This window comes from Kribbella deserti, assembly GCF_042434725.1.
GTDB classification, from domain to species: Bacteria; Actinomycetota; Actinomycetes; order Propionibacteriales; family Kribbellaceae; genus Kribbella; species Kribbella deserti.
Genome location: NZ_JBHLTC010000011.1, coordinates 153,279 through 167,585, shown reverse-complemented (window position 1 = coordinate 167,585; position 14,307 = coordinate 153,279). Strand labels below are relative to the sequence as shown.

The 14,307-nt window shown below is 67.4% G+C and carries 13 protein-coding genes; 6 read left to right on the top strand and 7 right to left on the bottom strand.

Features of this window, described 5'->3' with window-relative positions:
* Positions 1 to 3: 3 nt before the first annotated feature.
* The 3 genes from ACFFGN_RS10220 to ACFFGN_RS10210 all read right to left on the bottom strand — a co-directional run bounded on the left by ACFFGN_RS10220 (position 4) and on the right by ACFFGN_RS10210 (position 2,762).
* Positions 4 to 744: an SIR2 family NAD-dependent protein deacylase gene (locus ACFFGN_RS10220; RefSeq protein WP_380045804.1), complete on the bottom strand. Its 741-nt coding sequence runs from the start codon at positions 742 to 744 to the stop codon at positions 4 to 6.
* A 661-nt stretch (positions 745 to 1,405) separates the two neighbouring features.
* Positions 1,406 to 1,627, bottom strand: coding sequence for a sulfurtransferase TusA family protein (locus ACFFGN_RS10215; protein WP_380045802.1), 222 nt, complete (start codon positions 1,625 to 1,627; stop codon positions 1,406 to 1,408).
* Between the two features lie 7 nt (positions 1,628 to 1,634).
* Positions 1,635 to 2,762, bottom strand: coding sequence for a cysteine desulfurase family protein (locus ACFFGN_RS10210; RefSeq protein ID WP_380045800.1), 1,128 nt, complete (start codon positions 2,760 to 2,762; stop codon positions 1,635 to 1,637).
* A gap of 105 nt (positions 2,763 to 2,867) precedes the next feature.
* Here ACFFGN_RS10210 and ctaC point away from each other — a divergent pair, with 105 nt between their 5' ends.
* From ctaC to ACFFGN_RS10190, 4 genes are all read left to right on the top strand, one after another.
* Positions 2,868 to 3,716, top strand: a complete 849-nt coding sequence (gene ctaC, locus ACFFGN_RS10205; RefSeq protein WP_380045798.1) for an aa3-type cytochrome oxidase subunit II — start codon at positions 2,868 to 2,870, stop codon at positions 3,714 to 3,716.
* The gene (gene ctaD / locus ACFFGN_RS10200; RefSeq protein WP_380045796.1) at positions 3,713 to 5,485 is read left to right on the top strand and encodes an aa3-type cytochrome oxidase subunit I; all 1,773 of its coding nucleotides are present in this window, start codon (positions 3,713 to 3,715) and stop codon (positions 5,483 to 5,485) included. Before ctaC ends, ctaD begins: the two co-directional genes overlap by 4 nt.
* Complete coding sequence (locus tag ACFFGN_RS10195) at positions 5,482 to 5,877, top strand: cytochrome c oxidase subunit 4 (protein WP_380045794.1); 396 nt, start codon at positions 5,482 to 5,484, stop codon at positions 5,875 to 5,877. The genes ctaD and ACFFGN_RS10195 overlap by 4 nt, the downstream gene beginning before the upstream one ends.
* A 245-nt stretch (positions 5,878 to 6,122) precedes the next feature.
* Positions 6,123 to 7,382 (top strand): L,D-transpeptidase, encoded by a 1,260-nt coding sequence (locus ACFFGN_RS10190; RefSeq protein WP_380045792.1) that lies wholly within the window; start codon positions 6,123 to 6,125, stop codon positions 7,380 to 7,382.
* Positions 7,383 to 7,403: 21 nt separating this feature from the next.
* On the opposite strand, the gene ACFFGN_RS10185 is transcribed toward ACFFGN_RS10190, so the two are convergent.
* The 4 genes from ACFFGN_RS10185 to ACFFGN_RS10170 form a co-directional block, all read right to left on the bottom strand.
* Positions 7,404 to 8,402 (bottom strand): LacI family DNA-binding transcriptional regulator, encoded by a 999-nt coding sequence (locus ACFFGN_RS10185; protein WP_380045790.1) that lies wholly within the window; start codon positions 8,400 to 8,402, stop codon positions 7,404 to 7,406.
* Positions 8,403 to 8,550: 148 nt separating this feature from the next.
* Positions 8,551 to 9,375, bottom strand: a complete 825-nt coding sequence (locus tag ACFFGN_RS10180) for a carbohydrate ABC transporter permease (RefSeq protein ID WP_380045788.1) — start codon at positions 9,373 to 9,375, stop codon at positions 8,551 to 8,553.
* Positions 9,372 to 10,295 carry a carbohydrate ABC transporter permease gene (locus ACFFGN_RS10175; RefSeq protein ID WP_380045786.1) on the bottom strand — a complete coding sequence of 308 codons (924 nt, stop codon included), beginning with the start codon at positions 10,293 to 10,295 and terminating at the stop codon, positions 9,372 to 9,374. The genes ACFFGN_RS10180 and ACFFGN_RS10175 overlap by 4 nt, the downstream gene beginning before the upstream one ends.
* Positions 10,292 to 11,605 carry an extracellular solute-binding protein gene (locus ACFFGN_RS10170; RefSeq protein ID WP_380045784.1) on the bottom strand — a complete coding sequence of 438 codons (1,314 nt, stop codon included), beginning with the start codon at positions 11,603 to 11,605 and terminating at the stop codon, positions 10,292 to 10,294. The genes ACFFGN_RS10175 and ACFFGN_RS10170 overlap by 4 nt, the downstream gene beginning before the upstream one ends.
* Positions 11,606 to 11,775: 170 nt before the next feature.
* Between ACFFGN_RS10170 and ACFFGN_RS10165 the strand changes: the two genes are divergently transcribed.
* Both ACFFGN_RS10165 and ACFFGN_RS10160 read left to right on the top strand, forming a co-directional pair.
* The gene (locus tag ACFFGN_RS10165; protein WP_380045782.1) at positions 11,776 to 13,266 is read left to right on the top strand and encodes a glycoside hydrolase family 3 protein; all 1,491 of its coding nucleotides are present in this window, start codon (positions 11,776 to 11,778) and stop codon (positions 13,264 to 13,266) included.
* 4 nt (positions 13,267 to 13,270) lie between these two features.
* On the top strand, positions 13,271 to 14,026 hold the full coding sequence (locus ACFFGN_RS10160; RefSeq protein WP_380045780.1) for a 6-phosphogluconolactonase: 756 nt from the start codon (positions 13,271 to 13,273) through the stop codon (positions 14,024 to 14,026).
* The last annotated feature ends 281 nt before the right edge of the window (positions 14,027 to 14,307 follow it).

Genomic DNA, 14,307 nt, shown 5'->3' with positions numbered 1-14,307 from the left:
CATTTAAGGCTGGGTGACGAGAGCGGGCAGGATCTGGCCGATCGGGTCGTGGGCGAGGGCGTCGGCGGCCGCGTCGTACGGCGTGGGCTCGGCGTTGATGATCAGCAGCCGGGCGCCGAGGCCCTGGGCCACGTCGCACAGGCTCGCCGCGGGGTGGACCTGGAGCGAGGTGCCGATCGCGATGAACAGGTCGCACTCCCGGGCCGCGTCGACCGCCCGATCCATCACCGCCGGGTCGAGGGACTGGCCGAACGAGACCGTGGCCGACTTCAGGATGCCGCCGCAGACCTCACACGGCGGATCGTCCTCGCCAGCCTCCAGCCGCGGCAGCAGCTCGGCCATCGGGAGGCGCCGGTCGCAGCTCATGCAGACCACGTTCAGGGCGGTGCCGTGCAGCTCGTGCACCAACTCGGGGGAGGACCCGGCCTTCTGGTGCAGGCCGTCGATGTTCTGGGTGACGATGGCGCGGAGGCGGTGCTGGCGCTCCAGCTCGACCAGCGCGCGGTGACCGTCGTTCGGCTCGACCGTCCACGGCTGGGTGATCAGGCGCTGCTTCCACGCCTGCATCCGGACCTCGGGGTCGGCCAGGTAGCTGTCGATGTCGAAGATGGCCATGGCGGCCGGGTGCTGGGTCCACAGCCCCTGCGGTCCACGGAAATCCGGGATGCCCGACTCCGTCGAGATACCCGCACCGGTCAGGACGGTGATCCGTTGCGCCTTGGCGACCAGCTCATATGCGTCCATTACTAGAGGGTAGTCAGGTCCGCCGCCGGATCTTGGCATCTCCCAGCACATCGGTGACCAGTTTGCGCGAGGACATTGGTGACATGCCCGGCGCGTTCGGTCGATGCGACGGCGGAGCGGGCTTCTTCACTCACGAGTGGTCACGAGTGGTCGCGAGTGCGTCCGCCTGACCGGGCTGTTGGCGAGATCTACCGAAGCCGGGATTGTTCGGTGGTCATCCGTCCCCCTGAGTCTTTCGAATTGCCGGGCCGGCTATCAGGGGGACGGGTGAGGTCTGGCCGGTCGACTCGGTGGTTCGGCGTGCTCGGCCGGAGGTGATTCCGAATGCTCGGCCGGAGATGGTTCCGGGATGCTCGGTCGAAGGTGGTTCCGGGCCTGCGGACGAACGGGTCTTGCCTCGCCTGTTCACCGGGTCGACCTTTGACGTCGGGGGGCGACGACGGGTCCCCCCCCTGGCGAAGAGGGGTCGACCCTCGGAACACGTCAGCCGACACAGTCCACTGCCGAGTATTTGCGCGACTACCTGGCTGCAACCGGGTAGCCGCGCCAAAACTCGGTAGCGGGCACACCACAACCCGGTAGCCGCACCACAACCCGGTAGCCGTCCCCACGATCCGCCGGGCACCTCGGGCTGCGCCGGCATCAGAGGCCGCTCGACGCGTCAGGTCAGCCGCCGGATCTCGTAGCGCTCGCCGTCGGCCCGGACCAACTCCTGCGCCCGCATCCGGCACCAGGCGGGGATGTCCACCGCCGCCGCCGGGTCGTCCGCCAGTACGACGACCGTCTCGCCGACGCCGAGCTCCCCGAATCGCTTCGCCAGCATGATCACCGGTAGCGGGCAGAGCATGCCCCGGCAATCGAGCTCCAGCACTGGACCGGTCACAGGGCGGTCACAGGCCCACCTGGGCCCGGATGTCCCGCACGATGCCCGGCACCACCCGCGCGAACCGGTCCACCTCGTCGTACGTCGACTCGCGGCCGAGGGAGACCCGGACGTTGCCGTGCGTGAGCGCTCCCATCGCCGCCAGGACGTGCGACGGCCTCAGCGTGCTCGCCGTACAGGCCGAACCGCTGGAGACGGCGAACCCCTCGGCGTCCAGCGCGGTCACGAGCGCCTCGCCATCGACGTACAGGCAGGAGAAGGTCAGGATGTGCGGCAGCCGGTCGTCCGGATCGCCGACCACCTCTATGTCGGACACGTCCGCCATCAGCCGGTTCCGCAATTCGCCGATCCAGGCCCGGTGCCTGGTGTCGAGCTCCTTGGCCTCCGTACGACGGGCCTGCAGCGCGGCGGCGGACGCCAGTACGGCCGGGATGTCCGGATGGCCGGGGGCGAGACCTTGCTCGCGTTCCTCCAGGGGCCAGCGGGGCAGCAGGCGCACACCTTTACGTACGGCGAGCAGGCCTACCCCGGCAGGGCCACCCCATTTGTGGGCGCTTGCCGTGAGCAACGACCACCTGGCGGGCAGGTCCTCCCGGCCGAGGGTGGCCGCCGCGTCCACGAGCAGCGGTACGCCCGCGTCCGCGCAGGCCGTCGCGATCTCGGTGACTGGCTGCCGGGTGCCGACCTCGTGGTTCGCCGACTGCAGCACGGCCAGGGCCACGCCCGGCGCCGCCACGGCAGCGCCGTACACCTCGGTGTCGATCCGGCCCAGCGCGTCCACGCCCACCTCGACGCCGGCCCCGGCCACGGCGGCGGCGTGCAGAACGGCGGAGTGCTCGACCGCGGAGTGGACCACCCGATCGCCCGTACGACGGCGGGCGGCGGCCGCGGCGGTCACGCCGGTGTGGATGGCGGTCGTGCCGGAGGACGTGAAGAACAGCTCGTCCGGGCGGCAGCCCACGGCGTCGGCGACCACCTCGCGGGCGTTGTCCCACAGCAGCCGGGCAGTGCGTCCCTCGTGGTGCAGCCGGGCCGGATCGGCCCAGCCCGAGTCCAGCGCGGCCAGCAGAATCTCCCGCGCGGCGGGATGCAGGGATTCCGACGAGGCGGCGTCCAGATACGAGCGGTTGGTCACACTCGCCAACTTACCGACCGGGTAAGGCCTACCTGTGCGCGGTTCTGTCATTGCTGTCCAGTAGTGTTCTGTCGTCAGTCTCACCTGGGAAGGGAAAGGCGCCCCGTGGGTTCGAAGAGACGCCTGGGAGTAGCAGCCATCAGTGCTGCAGGATTGCTCCTGGCAACCGGTTGTTCCGCCGAGACCACTGAGCAGTGGAAGCGGCTAGGCCTGCCCGAGGGCGCCTCGGACCGGACCGAGTACGTGCACAGTTTGTGGATCGGCGCCTGGATCGCCGCCCTCATCATCGGCTTCGCTGTCTGGGGCCTGATGCTGTACGTGGTGGTCCGGTATCGCCGGCGTAGCGAGGACGCGCCCCGCCAGGTCAGGTACAACCTGCCGCTGGAGGCGCTCTACACGCTGGCCCCGTTCGCCATCATCGGCGCGCTGTTCTTCTACACGATCGAGAACGGCAACAAGGTCACGGCGATGTCGGACAACCCGGCGCACACCGTCAAGGTGGTCGGGTTCCAGTGGCAGTGGATCTTCAACTACGACGAGCAGGTCGAGGGCGAGTCGGAGAAGGGTGTCTGGGAGACCGGATCCTTCGCCAAGCCCGCGGAACTGTGGCTGCCGGTCAACGAGTCGGTCCGGTTCGACCTCAGCTCGCCCGATGTCATCCACTCGTTCTGGGTGCCGTCGTTCTACTTCAAGCGCGACATCATTCCCGGCCGGGCCAGCTCGTTCGAGCTGACGCCGACCAAGACCGGCACCTTCGCGGGTAAGTGCGCGGAGCTGTGCGGGCTCTACCACACCCGGATGACCTTCAACGTTCGCGTGGTCACCCGAGCCGAGTACGACGCGCACCTCAAGGAACTGGCCGCCAAGGGCCAGACCGGTGCCGCGACCGGCGGGCAGGACGCGGACACCATCCCCGCTGGGGAGCACGACAAAGAGCACGGAGGCGAGAAGTGACCGACTTCGCCGAGCGGAGCGCGATCCCGGCCGTCGGTGCCGTGCCGCGCCGCCGGAGCAAGGGACAGCTCGCCGTCAAGTGGCTGACCACGACCGATCACAAGCTGATCGGCCACATGTACCTGCTGACCTCGTTCGCGTTCTTCCTGATCGGCGGCGTGATGGCGCTGCTGATCCGCGCCGAACTGGCCAAGCCGGGTCTGCAGATCGTGAACGAAGAGGTCTACAACCAGCTCTTCACCATGCACGGCACGATCATGCTGCTGCTGTTCGCGACGCCGCTGTTCGTCGGCTTCGCGAACGTGATCATGCCGCTGCAGATCGGTGCGCCTGACGTCGCGTTCCCGCGGCTGAACATGTTCAGCTTCTGGCTGTTCCTGTTCGGTGGCCTGATCACGATCAGCGGCTTCTTCACCCCCGGTGGTGCCGCCGACTTCGGCTGGTTCGCCTACGCGCCGCTGTCCAACGAGGTCCGTTCGCCGGGCGTCGGTGGCGACCTGTGGATCATGGGTCTGTGGATGGCCGGTCTGGGCACGATCCTGGGTGCGGTCAACTTCGTCACCACGATCATCACCATGCGCGCGCCGGGTATGACGATGTTCCGGATGTCGATCTTCACCTGGAACATCCTGGTGACGTCGATCCTGGTGCTGATCGCGTTCCCGATCCTGGCCGGCGCCCTGCTGATGCTCGAGTCCGATCGGATTCTCGGCTCACATGTGTTCGACGCTGCCAACGGTGGGCCGATGTTGTGGCAGCACCTGTTCTGGTTCTTCGGTCACCCCGAGGTGTACATCATCGCGCTGCCGTTCTTCGGCATCGTGACGGAGATCCTGCCGGTGTTCAGCCGCAAGCCGATCTTCGGTTACATCGGCCTGGTGGCCGCGACGCTGATGATCGCGGCGCTGTCGGTGGCGGTGTGGGCTCACCACATGTATGTCACCGGCGCGGTGAACCTGCCGTTCTTCTCGTTCATGACGTTCTTGATCGCGGTGCCCACCGGGGTGAAGTTCTTCAACTGGATCGGCACGATGTGGGGCGGGTCGCTGTCGTTCGACACCCCGATGCTGTGGTCGGTCGGCTTCCTGACGACCTTCCTCTTCGGCGGTCTGACCGGCATCATTCTCGCCTCGCCCGCGCTGGACTACCAGCTGTCCGACTCCTACTTCGTGGTCGCGCACTTCCACTACGTCGTCTTCGGCACCGTGGTGTTCGCGATGTTCGCCGGGTTCTACTTCTGGTGGCCGAAGATGACCGGGCGGATGCTGGACGAGCGCCTCGGCAAGCTGCACTTCTGGCTGCTGTTCCTCGGCTTCCACACCACGTTCCTGGTGCAGCACTGGCTCGGTGTCGAGGGCATGCCCCGCCGCTACGCGACCTACAAGGCCGACGAGGGCTTCACCACGCTGAACGAGGTGTCCAGCATCGGTGCCTTCCTGCTGGGCGTTTCGATGCTGCCGTTCTTCTACAACGTGTACAAGTCGCGCAAGACGCCGCTGGTCAACGTTGACGACCCGTGGGGCTGGGGCCGTTCGCTGGAGTGGGCGACGAGTTCGCCGCCGCCGCGGCACAACTTCCTCAAGCTGCCACGGATCCGTTCGGAGAGCCCGGCGTTCGATCTGCACCACCCGGAGCTCGCCCTGGCGGAGTACCGCGACAATCATGTCGCGCCGGGCAACCTGCTCGACGCCGGCGATGACGACGGCCGGGTCGAACATCTGGAACAGGTCGTACAAGACCGCGACGACGTGGACGGAGACAAGGCATGAAGGCGGAGGCCTGGATCTTCGGCATCCTGACGGTGTTCGTCATTCTGGTGACGCCGGTCTACTGGTTCATGTCGAAGGACCCGACCGGTACCAGCGCGCTGGTGATGACGTTCTTCCTGTGTCTGCTGGTCGCGTTCTACCTGGGCGCCACCGGCAAGCGGATGGACGCCCGTCCGGAGGACCGCAAGGACGCGGAGATCGTGGAAGGCGCCGGCGAGCTCGGCTTCTTCCCGCCGTACTCCTGGTGGCCGCTGTACTGCGCCCTGGCGCTGTCGGTGATCGTGCTCGGCATCGTGTTCGGGTGGTGGCTGTTCATCATCGGCAGCGCGATCGGCATCGTCACGCTGTCCGGGTTCCTCTTCGAGTACTACCGGGGCGATCACGCACACTGAGTTCGACTGTCGGTAACCACCAGAGAACCCTGTGCCTTCGGGCCAGGGTTCTCTGGTGGTTTTCGGGCCTTTGCCGAGCCTTGATCGCTCGCTTCGGCGCGGAATTCCGGGCCTTTTCAACGTCGGGTCTCCGGCTTTTCAGCGCTGTGCTTCGCGCTTTTCGGGGGTGGTCTGAGCGGCGGGTACGCTGGGCGACGGTCCAGAGTGTCGCAGGGTCCTGGGGGCCCAAAGGGGAGAGTTCGGGGATGTTGAGTCCGGTGAGGAAGTACGGCCGTGCCGTGGCGCTGTTGGCCGCCGTGGCACTGTCGGTCACGGCGTGTAGCGACACCGAGGGAGGGCCCGACGCCGGCCCTGGTCAGTCGCCATCCGCGACCCCCTCGACCACCGGCCCGACGACCCCGGGCGCGACCACCACGACGACCGAACCGGGCGGCAACTCCGATCCTGGCGCGGCCAAGATCACCGTCACCCCGGCCGCGGAGACGAAGTCCGTCCGACCGGATCAGCCGGTCAAGGTGACGGCGGCCGACGGCACCATCAATTCGGTACAGCTGACCGATTCTGACGGCGACGAGGTCAAGGGCAAGCTCGACGACGCCAAGACCACCTGGACGTCGGAGCCCGCCCTAGCTCCGGGTACGACGTACACGGTCCTGACCAAGGCGACAGGCACCGACGGCAGGGAACTCACCCAGAAGTCGACCTTCCGTACGCTGACCGCCGCGAACCGCCTGAAGGCTTCGATGGCCCCGCTGAACGGCGAGACCGTCGGTGTCGGGATTCCGATCCAGATCTACTGGAACAAGCCCGTCAAGGACAAGGCCGCCGTCGAGAAGCGCCTGTCGGTGAAGACGTCGACCCCGGTCGAGGGCGGCTGGTACTGGCTGAACAGCAAGACCGTGCACTACCGCCCGAAGACCTACTGGCCCGCCGGTACGAAGGTGGCGGTCGACATCGGCATCCAGGGCGTGAACGCCGGTAACAACACCTGGGGCGCCGCCAGCCGGCACATCGAGTTCAACATCGGCCGTTCGGTCGTCGCCAGTGTCAACGTGCCGAAGCACCTGATGGTGGTTCGCATCGACGGCAAGGTGGCCCGCACCATCCCGATCACGGCCGGTAAGAAGGGCTTCACCACCCGCAGCGGTGTCAAGGTCATCATGGAGAAGTACCGGGTGAAGCGCATGGACGCCCGTACGGTCGGTATCCAGCCCGGCGACCCGGAGTACTACGACATCCACGACGTGCAGTACGCCCAGCGCGTCACCAGCTCCGGCGAGTTCGTGCACGGCGCCCCCTGGTCCACCGGCAGCCAAGGCAGCGCGAACGTCAGCCACGGCTGCATCGGTATGAGCATTGCCGACGCCGCCTGGTACTTCGCCCAGACCAAGCGCGGCGACGTCGTCAACGTCACCGGCACCAACCGCAAGATGGAGATGGGCAACGGCTGGGCCGACTGGAACCTCAGCTGGCCCGAGTACCAGAAGGGCTCGGCCCTGAGCTGATCAGGGCAGTCACCCGCTTCATCAGGAAGACCTGGGCGGAGCGGTGGATAGCCTGCGCACGACGGTGGCCTTGACGCCAACCGCCTCTGGCGAGTTCGAGGCCCCGTCGGTGCCGTCCAGCAACCGTGCGACCGCGAGTTGGCCGACCCGGTCGGCCTGTCCGGTCACGGTGGTGAGGCCGGGATGGACGAGCTCGGACAGGATGTCGTCGTGCCCGGTGACGCTGACGTCCTCGGGGACGGACTTACCTAGTCGGCGTAGCCCCTCGACCAGTCCGGCGGCCAGGACATCGTCGAACGCCAGCACCGCGGTCACGCCGCGTTCCAGCACCGTGGCGGCGGCAGCGACTCCGTCGGCGTGAGTATCGGTCGTCGGGTCCAGCCGGACGAGTTCGACGTCCAGCATCTTGGCTCGTTCGACCACTGTTCGCGCGCGCTGTTTGTTCGACCAGGATCCGGCCGGACCCGGCAGGTACGCGACGCGCCGATGTCCCAGCTCGACCAACTCGTCCAGCAGCTCTCGCATCGCGGCCCGTGAATCGGTGAAGACGCTGGCAATGCCCTCGACGACCCGATTCACCAAGACGAGCGGTACGAGATCGCTGATCTCGCGGATATGGGACGTGCTCATCCTCGGCGCGCACAGGACCACGCCACGACTCTGCTGCGCGAACTGTTCGCAGACCTCGCGCTCGATATCGGCGCTGTCGTCGGTGTCGGCGACGAAGATGCCGGTCGACTGCAGCCGGGAGGCCCGCTGGGCGGCCTTCAGCAAGGTGGTCATGTACGGATTGGTGATGTCCGGTACGACCAGGCCGATATTCGGCGAGGTCCCGGTGATGAGCGAGCGCGCCATCACGTTCGGCGTGAACCGCAGGCGCGCGGCGGCCTCGCGGACGCGCCGGGACGTCTCCGGCGAGATCCGGCCCGGACTCGAGAAGACGCGCGATACCGTCGAGATCGAGACGCCGGCGGCCTCCGCGACGTCCTTCAGGGTTGCAGCTCGTGCTCGCGCCGTCATCTGGCCTCCCGGTCCATGGAGCATGCCGGGCCCAACTCAGGGTGGCCGTCGTTCCCGTGAAGGTCGATCGAGCCTGTCTGGCAGGCCCATGCCACGCCCAGTTCGCTGAAGAGGCTACCAGTGGCGACGCCCCGGACGGTGCGGACCGTCATCCCTTCAGCGCTCCCTCGGTCAGGCCCTTGAAGACCTGCTTTTGCATCAGGAAGTAGACGAGCAGCGGCGGAATCATCACCACGATCGCGGCGGCCGAGATGACTCGCTGATCGGCTGAGAACGTGCCGGACAGGTACTGGACGCCGACGTTGACCGGGTAGTTCGACGGATCGCTCAGGATGACCAGCGGCCAGATGAAGTGGTCCCACGAGTCGAGGAAGCCGAGCACCGTGATGACGGCCAGCGAGCCGCGGACCGACGGCAGCATCACGTGCCAGAAGACCTGGACCGGCCCGGCGCCGTCGATCGCGGCGGCCTCGCCGAGCTCGTTCGGGATCCGCACGAAGGCCTGCCGCATCACGAAGATCGCGATGATCGACACCGCCTGGGGGAGTACGACGCCGATCAGGGTGTCGTTGAGCCGCAGTTGGCGGGTGACCAGCATCGTGGACACCAAAATCACCTCGAACGGCAGCACGGCGGTTGCCAGCAGCAACGTTGTGTAGAGGGTGCGGCCGCGGAACGGGATGCGAGCCAGGGCATAGCCGGTCAGCGTCGCCAGTACGACGGTGGTGGCCATTCCCATTGCGGAGATGGCGACCGAGTTCCACACGTAGCGCAGCAACGGGATCTGGCTGAAGGCGGTCGCGAAGTTCTCCAGCGTCGGGTGCTGCGGCACCAGGGCACCGGGGAATCCGACGGCCGATTCGCCCGCGCTCTTCAGCGCCGTACTGACCTGCCACAGCAGCGGGCCGAGCACGGTCACGGTCGCGATGATCATCAACGGCCAGCGGATCAGTTTCTCGCGAGTGGTGATCATCGGGTCCTCCGGGAAAAGCGCCAGCTGAGGGCGGACACCAGCAGAACGAAGACGAACAACACCAGGCTGATCGCGGAGGCGTAGCCGGCGTCGGTTCCGGGCGAGATGCCCTTCTGAAACAGGTAGACGACGATCGTTTGGGTCGCGTCGCCAGGGCCGCCGCCGGTGATGACGTACGGCTCGGTGAACACGCGCAAGGTCGCGATCGCCGCGAGGATCGCGATCATTGCCGTCGTACCGCGGATCTGCGGCAGGGTGACGCTGACCGTACGGCGCAGCCAGCCGGCGCCGTCCAGCTGACCGGCCTCGTCGAGCTCGGACGAGACGTTCTGCAACGCGGCCAAGGTGATCAAGGTGTAGAGCGCGCAGCCTTTCCAGATCGTCACCAGCGTCAGGCTGAACAACGCCAGGCCGGGATCGGTGAGGAACGGCACCGGCCCGCTCACGATGCGCAGGCCCTGGAGGATCTTGTTGACGAGTCCGTCGGAGTTGAGCAGGTACTGAAAGACGACGGCGATCACGGCCAGCGGAAGCACCATCGGCGAGAACAGCAGCGGCCGGATCACGCCCGCGCCGCGCAGTCTGGTGTTGACCAGTACGGCGAGGCCGGTCGACAAGATCACGAGCGCGGGGACCGAGACCAGCAGGTAGAGAAAGGTGCGGCCGACCGCATGCCAGAACGTGGCGTCCGACAACAGCTCGGAGAAGTTGGCCAAGCCCGTGAAGGTGCCGCCGCCGATCGTGCTCGCGTTGGTGAACGCCAGTACGAAGGTGTTGGCCAGCGGGAGGAACAGAAACGTGATCTGGAGGGCGAGCGCCGGACCGACGAACAGCAGCGGCACGTACCAGCGGTGCCGTCGCTTCACCGGCGCGGTTCGCTGCTGCGCCCGCACGCGCTGTTCGGTCGCGACTGCGGTCACTTCTGCCGCTCCTGAAGGATTTTGGTGAGCTTCGTCTCGGCGTCACTCAACGCGTCCGCGGGACTCGCCTTGCCCAGGATCGCGGGCTGGACCGCAGCCCACAGCGTCGTGGCGTATTCGGCGTCCACGGCCGAGGGCTTCACCAGCGTCTTTCCGTCCCGAAGGCTGGTGGCCGCAATCCCTCGCGCGACAGTGGTCAGGTCGCTGCCTGCGCCGTCGCCGGAGCTGAAGAACGCGTCGCCGAGCGAGGCCGTTGTGCTCGGGAAGACGCTGGAGACCTTCGCGAGCGCCAGCTGGTTCTCGGCCGACGTCATGAACTTCGCGAAGGCCAGCGCGGTCGGGAGGTTCTTGGAGGCCTTCGGTACGGCGAGTCCGTGGGCGACCACCCACGTGCGCTTGGTTGCGTCCCCGAGCGGTTTGCCGACCTTGACGTTGGCGAAGACGGCGGGCGAGTTCTCCTTGATGATCTTGAGCCGGGAGCCGCCCGCTTCGAGGTACGCGGTTTTGCCCTCCGAGAAGGTCTCGATCTCGCTGCGGTCCTTCGCGGTCACACTGTCCTGCGGGATGCCGCCGGTCCGGTAGAGGTCTCTCAGCTTCCCAAGGAACGCGACGGCTTCGGGCGTATTGACCACGGCCTTGGTCGACTTCGCGTCGACGAGCGGAACGCCCAGCGTGAACAGGTACGTGGGCAGGCCCGCCTCGGTCGGCTGGAACCCGGCCACGCCGGCCGACTTCGCGATTTGCGCGGATCGGGTCAGCAGTTCGTCGTACCCGATGGGATCGGGACTGCTGCCCAGACCGGCCTTGCCGAGCACGGCCTTGTTGGAGATCAAGACCGGGGTGTTGAGGTACCAGGGCAGTGCGGCGGCGCCGGTGTCGGCGAAGGCGAACGACTGCCAGGCGGAGGCGACGTAGCTGCTCTGCAGATCCGCGGCGGACCGGGCCATGTCGACCACGAGGCCTTGGCGGCCGAGCGGCGCGAGCGTGCCGGTATCGAGGTCCAGCACGTCCGGCAGGGTGCCGGCGATGGCGTCGGCACTGATCTTGCGAGCCGCCGCGCTCGCCGGGATGTCGGTCCACTCGACCTTCGTGCCGGGATGCGCCTGCTCGAAGGCGTCGACGGTCGTCTTCAGGTACTCGTCGAAGGTCGGCGATAGCTGCATGGTCTGGAACTTGATCGTGCCCTTGACCTCGCCGCTCACGTCCACCTCGGCCGGCTGGGTTGTGCTGCCGAGGCCGCAGCCGGCGAGTAGCGCGACGGTGCCGGCAAGTGCGGCGACGAACCGCGGAGATCGTTTCGATGCTGACATGAGGGCCCCTCTGAGGATGGTATCGATGCGTTGATCGACTGATCTGTGCAAACGTTTGACAACTCGTGTCGGAACAGTAGGCTGGCTGTCCCTTGTGGTCAACAGATTCTTCGTCGTAAGTTCTTTCCGACCGCACTAATCGTGCAAACCTTTGACAAGGACGTGAGGCAATGCGCTGGATCGACGAGTTGCTGGGCCGACTGACACCGGCGCAGAAACTGGCCCAACTAGTGCTCGTACTGCCGGGGGTGGAATCCGGGCGGCCCGACGCGGCGACCCGCGAGGCGCTCGAACTCGGCGTCGGGGTGCTGCACAGCGTCCGGGGCATGCCCGCCTCGGCCGCGGCGCGGTACCACAACGCGGTTGCCGAGATCTGCGCCGATGCGGGCCTGCCGACCGCGCTGCTCGGCGGGAACCTCGAGTCCGGTCTGGCCTACTCACTCGGTACGAGCGGGACCCACTTCCCCTATCCGCGGGGGATCGGGCTGTCCGGCGACACCGAGCTGGCCTACCGGATCGCGGCGGCCGGTGCGATCGAGGCGCGGGCGGTGGGATTCCACTGGACCTTCAGCCCCTGCGTGGACGTCATCACGGTGCCGGACGACCCGATCCTGGGCATCCGGGCGTACGGCGTCTCGGCTGAGCTCACCGCCGAACTGGGAGCCGCGCAGATCCGCGGATACCAGGATCACGGCGTGCTCGCGACGGCGAAGCACTTCCCGGGCCACGGCGACAGCAGCGTGGACAGTCACCTGGACCTGCCGCGCGTGGACCGGACCGCCGCGGCGCACGAGGACATCCACCTGGCGCCGTTCCGGGCGGCGGTGGAGGCCGGGGTGGCGACGATCATGGTCGCGCATCTGGAGCTGCCGAAACTCGGCATCAACGAGCCCGCGACTTTGTCGAGCACGGTCAACCGGCAGTGGCTGCGATCGGATCTCGGCTTCGACGGCGTGATCATCACCGACGCGCTGGAGATGGCGGCCGTTGCCAATCGCTACGATCCGGCCGAGTCAGCAGTGCTGGCGCTTCGGGCGGGCGCGGATGTGCTCAACGTGAAATGCCCGGCAGGGGAGGGGCCACGGATCATCGCCCGCCTGGTCGAGGCCCTGGCTGCTGGTGAGGTCGACGAGAAGCAGGTGGACGAGAGCCTGCGTCGGCTATTTCTTGCCAGGGCGAGGATCGGTCTGGACGATCCGCAGCCGGTGGACGAAGAGCGTGCGGCCGCGCTGGACGAGGCACTGACGTGGCACGACCCGGCCCGAAGCAGCACGGTCTCGGTCCACGGTGCGCCGGTAGGACTCGATGGCTTTGCAGTCGTCGGCGAGTCGGCGCTCGCCCAGCGCTTCACCGAGATCGGCGTACGGCGAGGGGTGGCCGCCTCGGGAGACGCGGTGGTCGCGGTGGTTTCACCCGGCACAGTGCCGTTGGCGCAGCAGCGGGAGATCGTGGCGAGTGCCTTGGCCGAGGCGGGTGACGTAGCGGCGGTTGTCATCAACTCCGGCGAACCGGCGGAGACGTTCGGTGATCTGGCCGATCACGTGGTGACCACTGCCGCCGTCGACGCCTTCGACATCGTCAACGACGCCGCGATCGACGCGGCCTTCGACGTACTCACCACTGACGCACTGATCACCGACGCACTGATCACTGAGGGGTGACCGCATGACCGTTGGTATCGACCATGCGCCGGATATCAGCATCCACCCGACCCGGGCAGAGCTGGGCCACGCGTCGGCAGCGGCCGCGGCCACGGTCATCCGGCGTGCGATCGCCCAGAGCGGCCGGGCCCGCATCATGCTGGCCGCCGCTCCGAGCCAGGCCGCGACACTTTCCGCGCTGGCCGCCGAGCCGGACATCGACTGGAGCCGGGTCGAGTGCTTCCACATGGACGAGTACGTCGGCCTGCCGGTGGACGCCCCGCAAGCGTTCGCGAACTGGCTGCGGTCCACGTTCCTCGACCGGGTGGCGCGGGCGCTGTTCCATCCGGTGGTACCCGGCGACCGGCCGGACGAGGCAGCCAGGCGGTACGGGCTGCTGATGGGGGATGAGCCGTTCGACGTCGTGCTGCTTGGCCTCGGAGTCAACGGCCATCTCGCGTTCAACGATCCACCGGCCGATTTCACCGATGACCGCGCGGCCAAGGTCGTCGTACTGGACGAGACGAGCCGCCGGCAGCAGGTGGACGAAGGCAACTTCGCCACGCTGGACGACGTTCCGACCCACGCCGTGACGGTGACGATCCCGCGCCTGCTGAACGCGCACAACCTGATCGCCTCGGTGCCAGGAGCGCCGAAACGCCAGGCCGTGCTCGACACCCTCACCCGGCCGATCGGCCCCGATTTCCCAGGTACGGCGCTCCGCACGCATACCCAAGTCCAGCTGTTCCTGGACCGTGAGTCGGCTCCGCACGCCCGCTGACGCCTCGCCAATTCGCCAGGTCCGCGCCCGAGGCACCGGGAGGACCTGCCGGCGGGATGGCCAGCCACTCGCAGGAACGGCGTAGGACCGGACTCCATGGACTCACGTGCCCTGTGAGCTCAACCGTCGGCGCTCACGGGGCTCGTACGGGCGTGCTTGAGGTAGGCCGCTTGGGGCGGCGTGTGCGTGGGACGATCCGCCGACAAAGCGTTGATGCCGGCGATGCTCGCGGTGTTGGGCGGCGGGGGTTTGGTGCGGCTAGCGGGTTTTCGCGCGGCTAC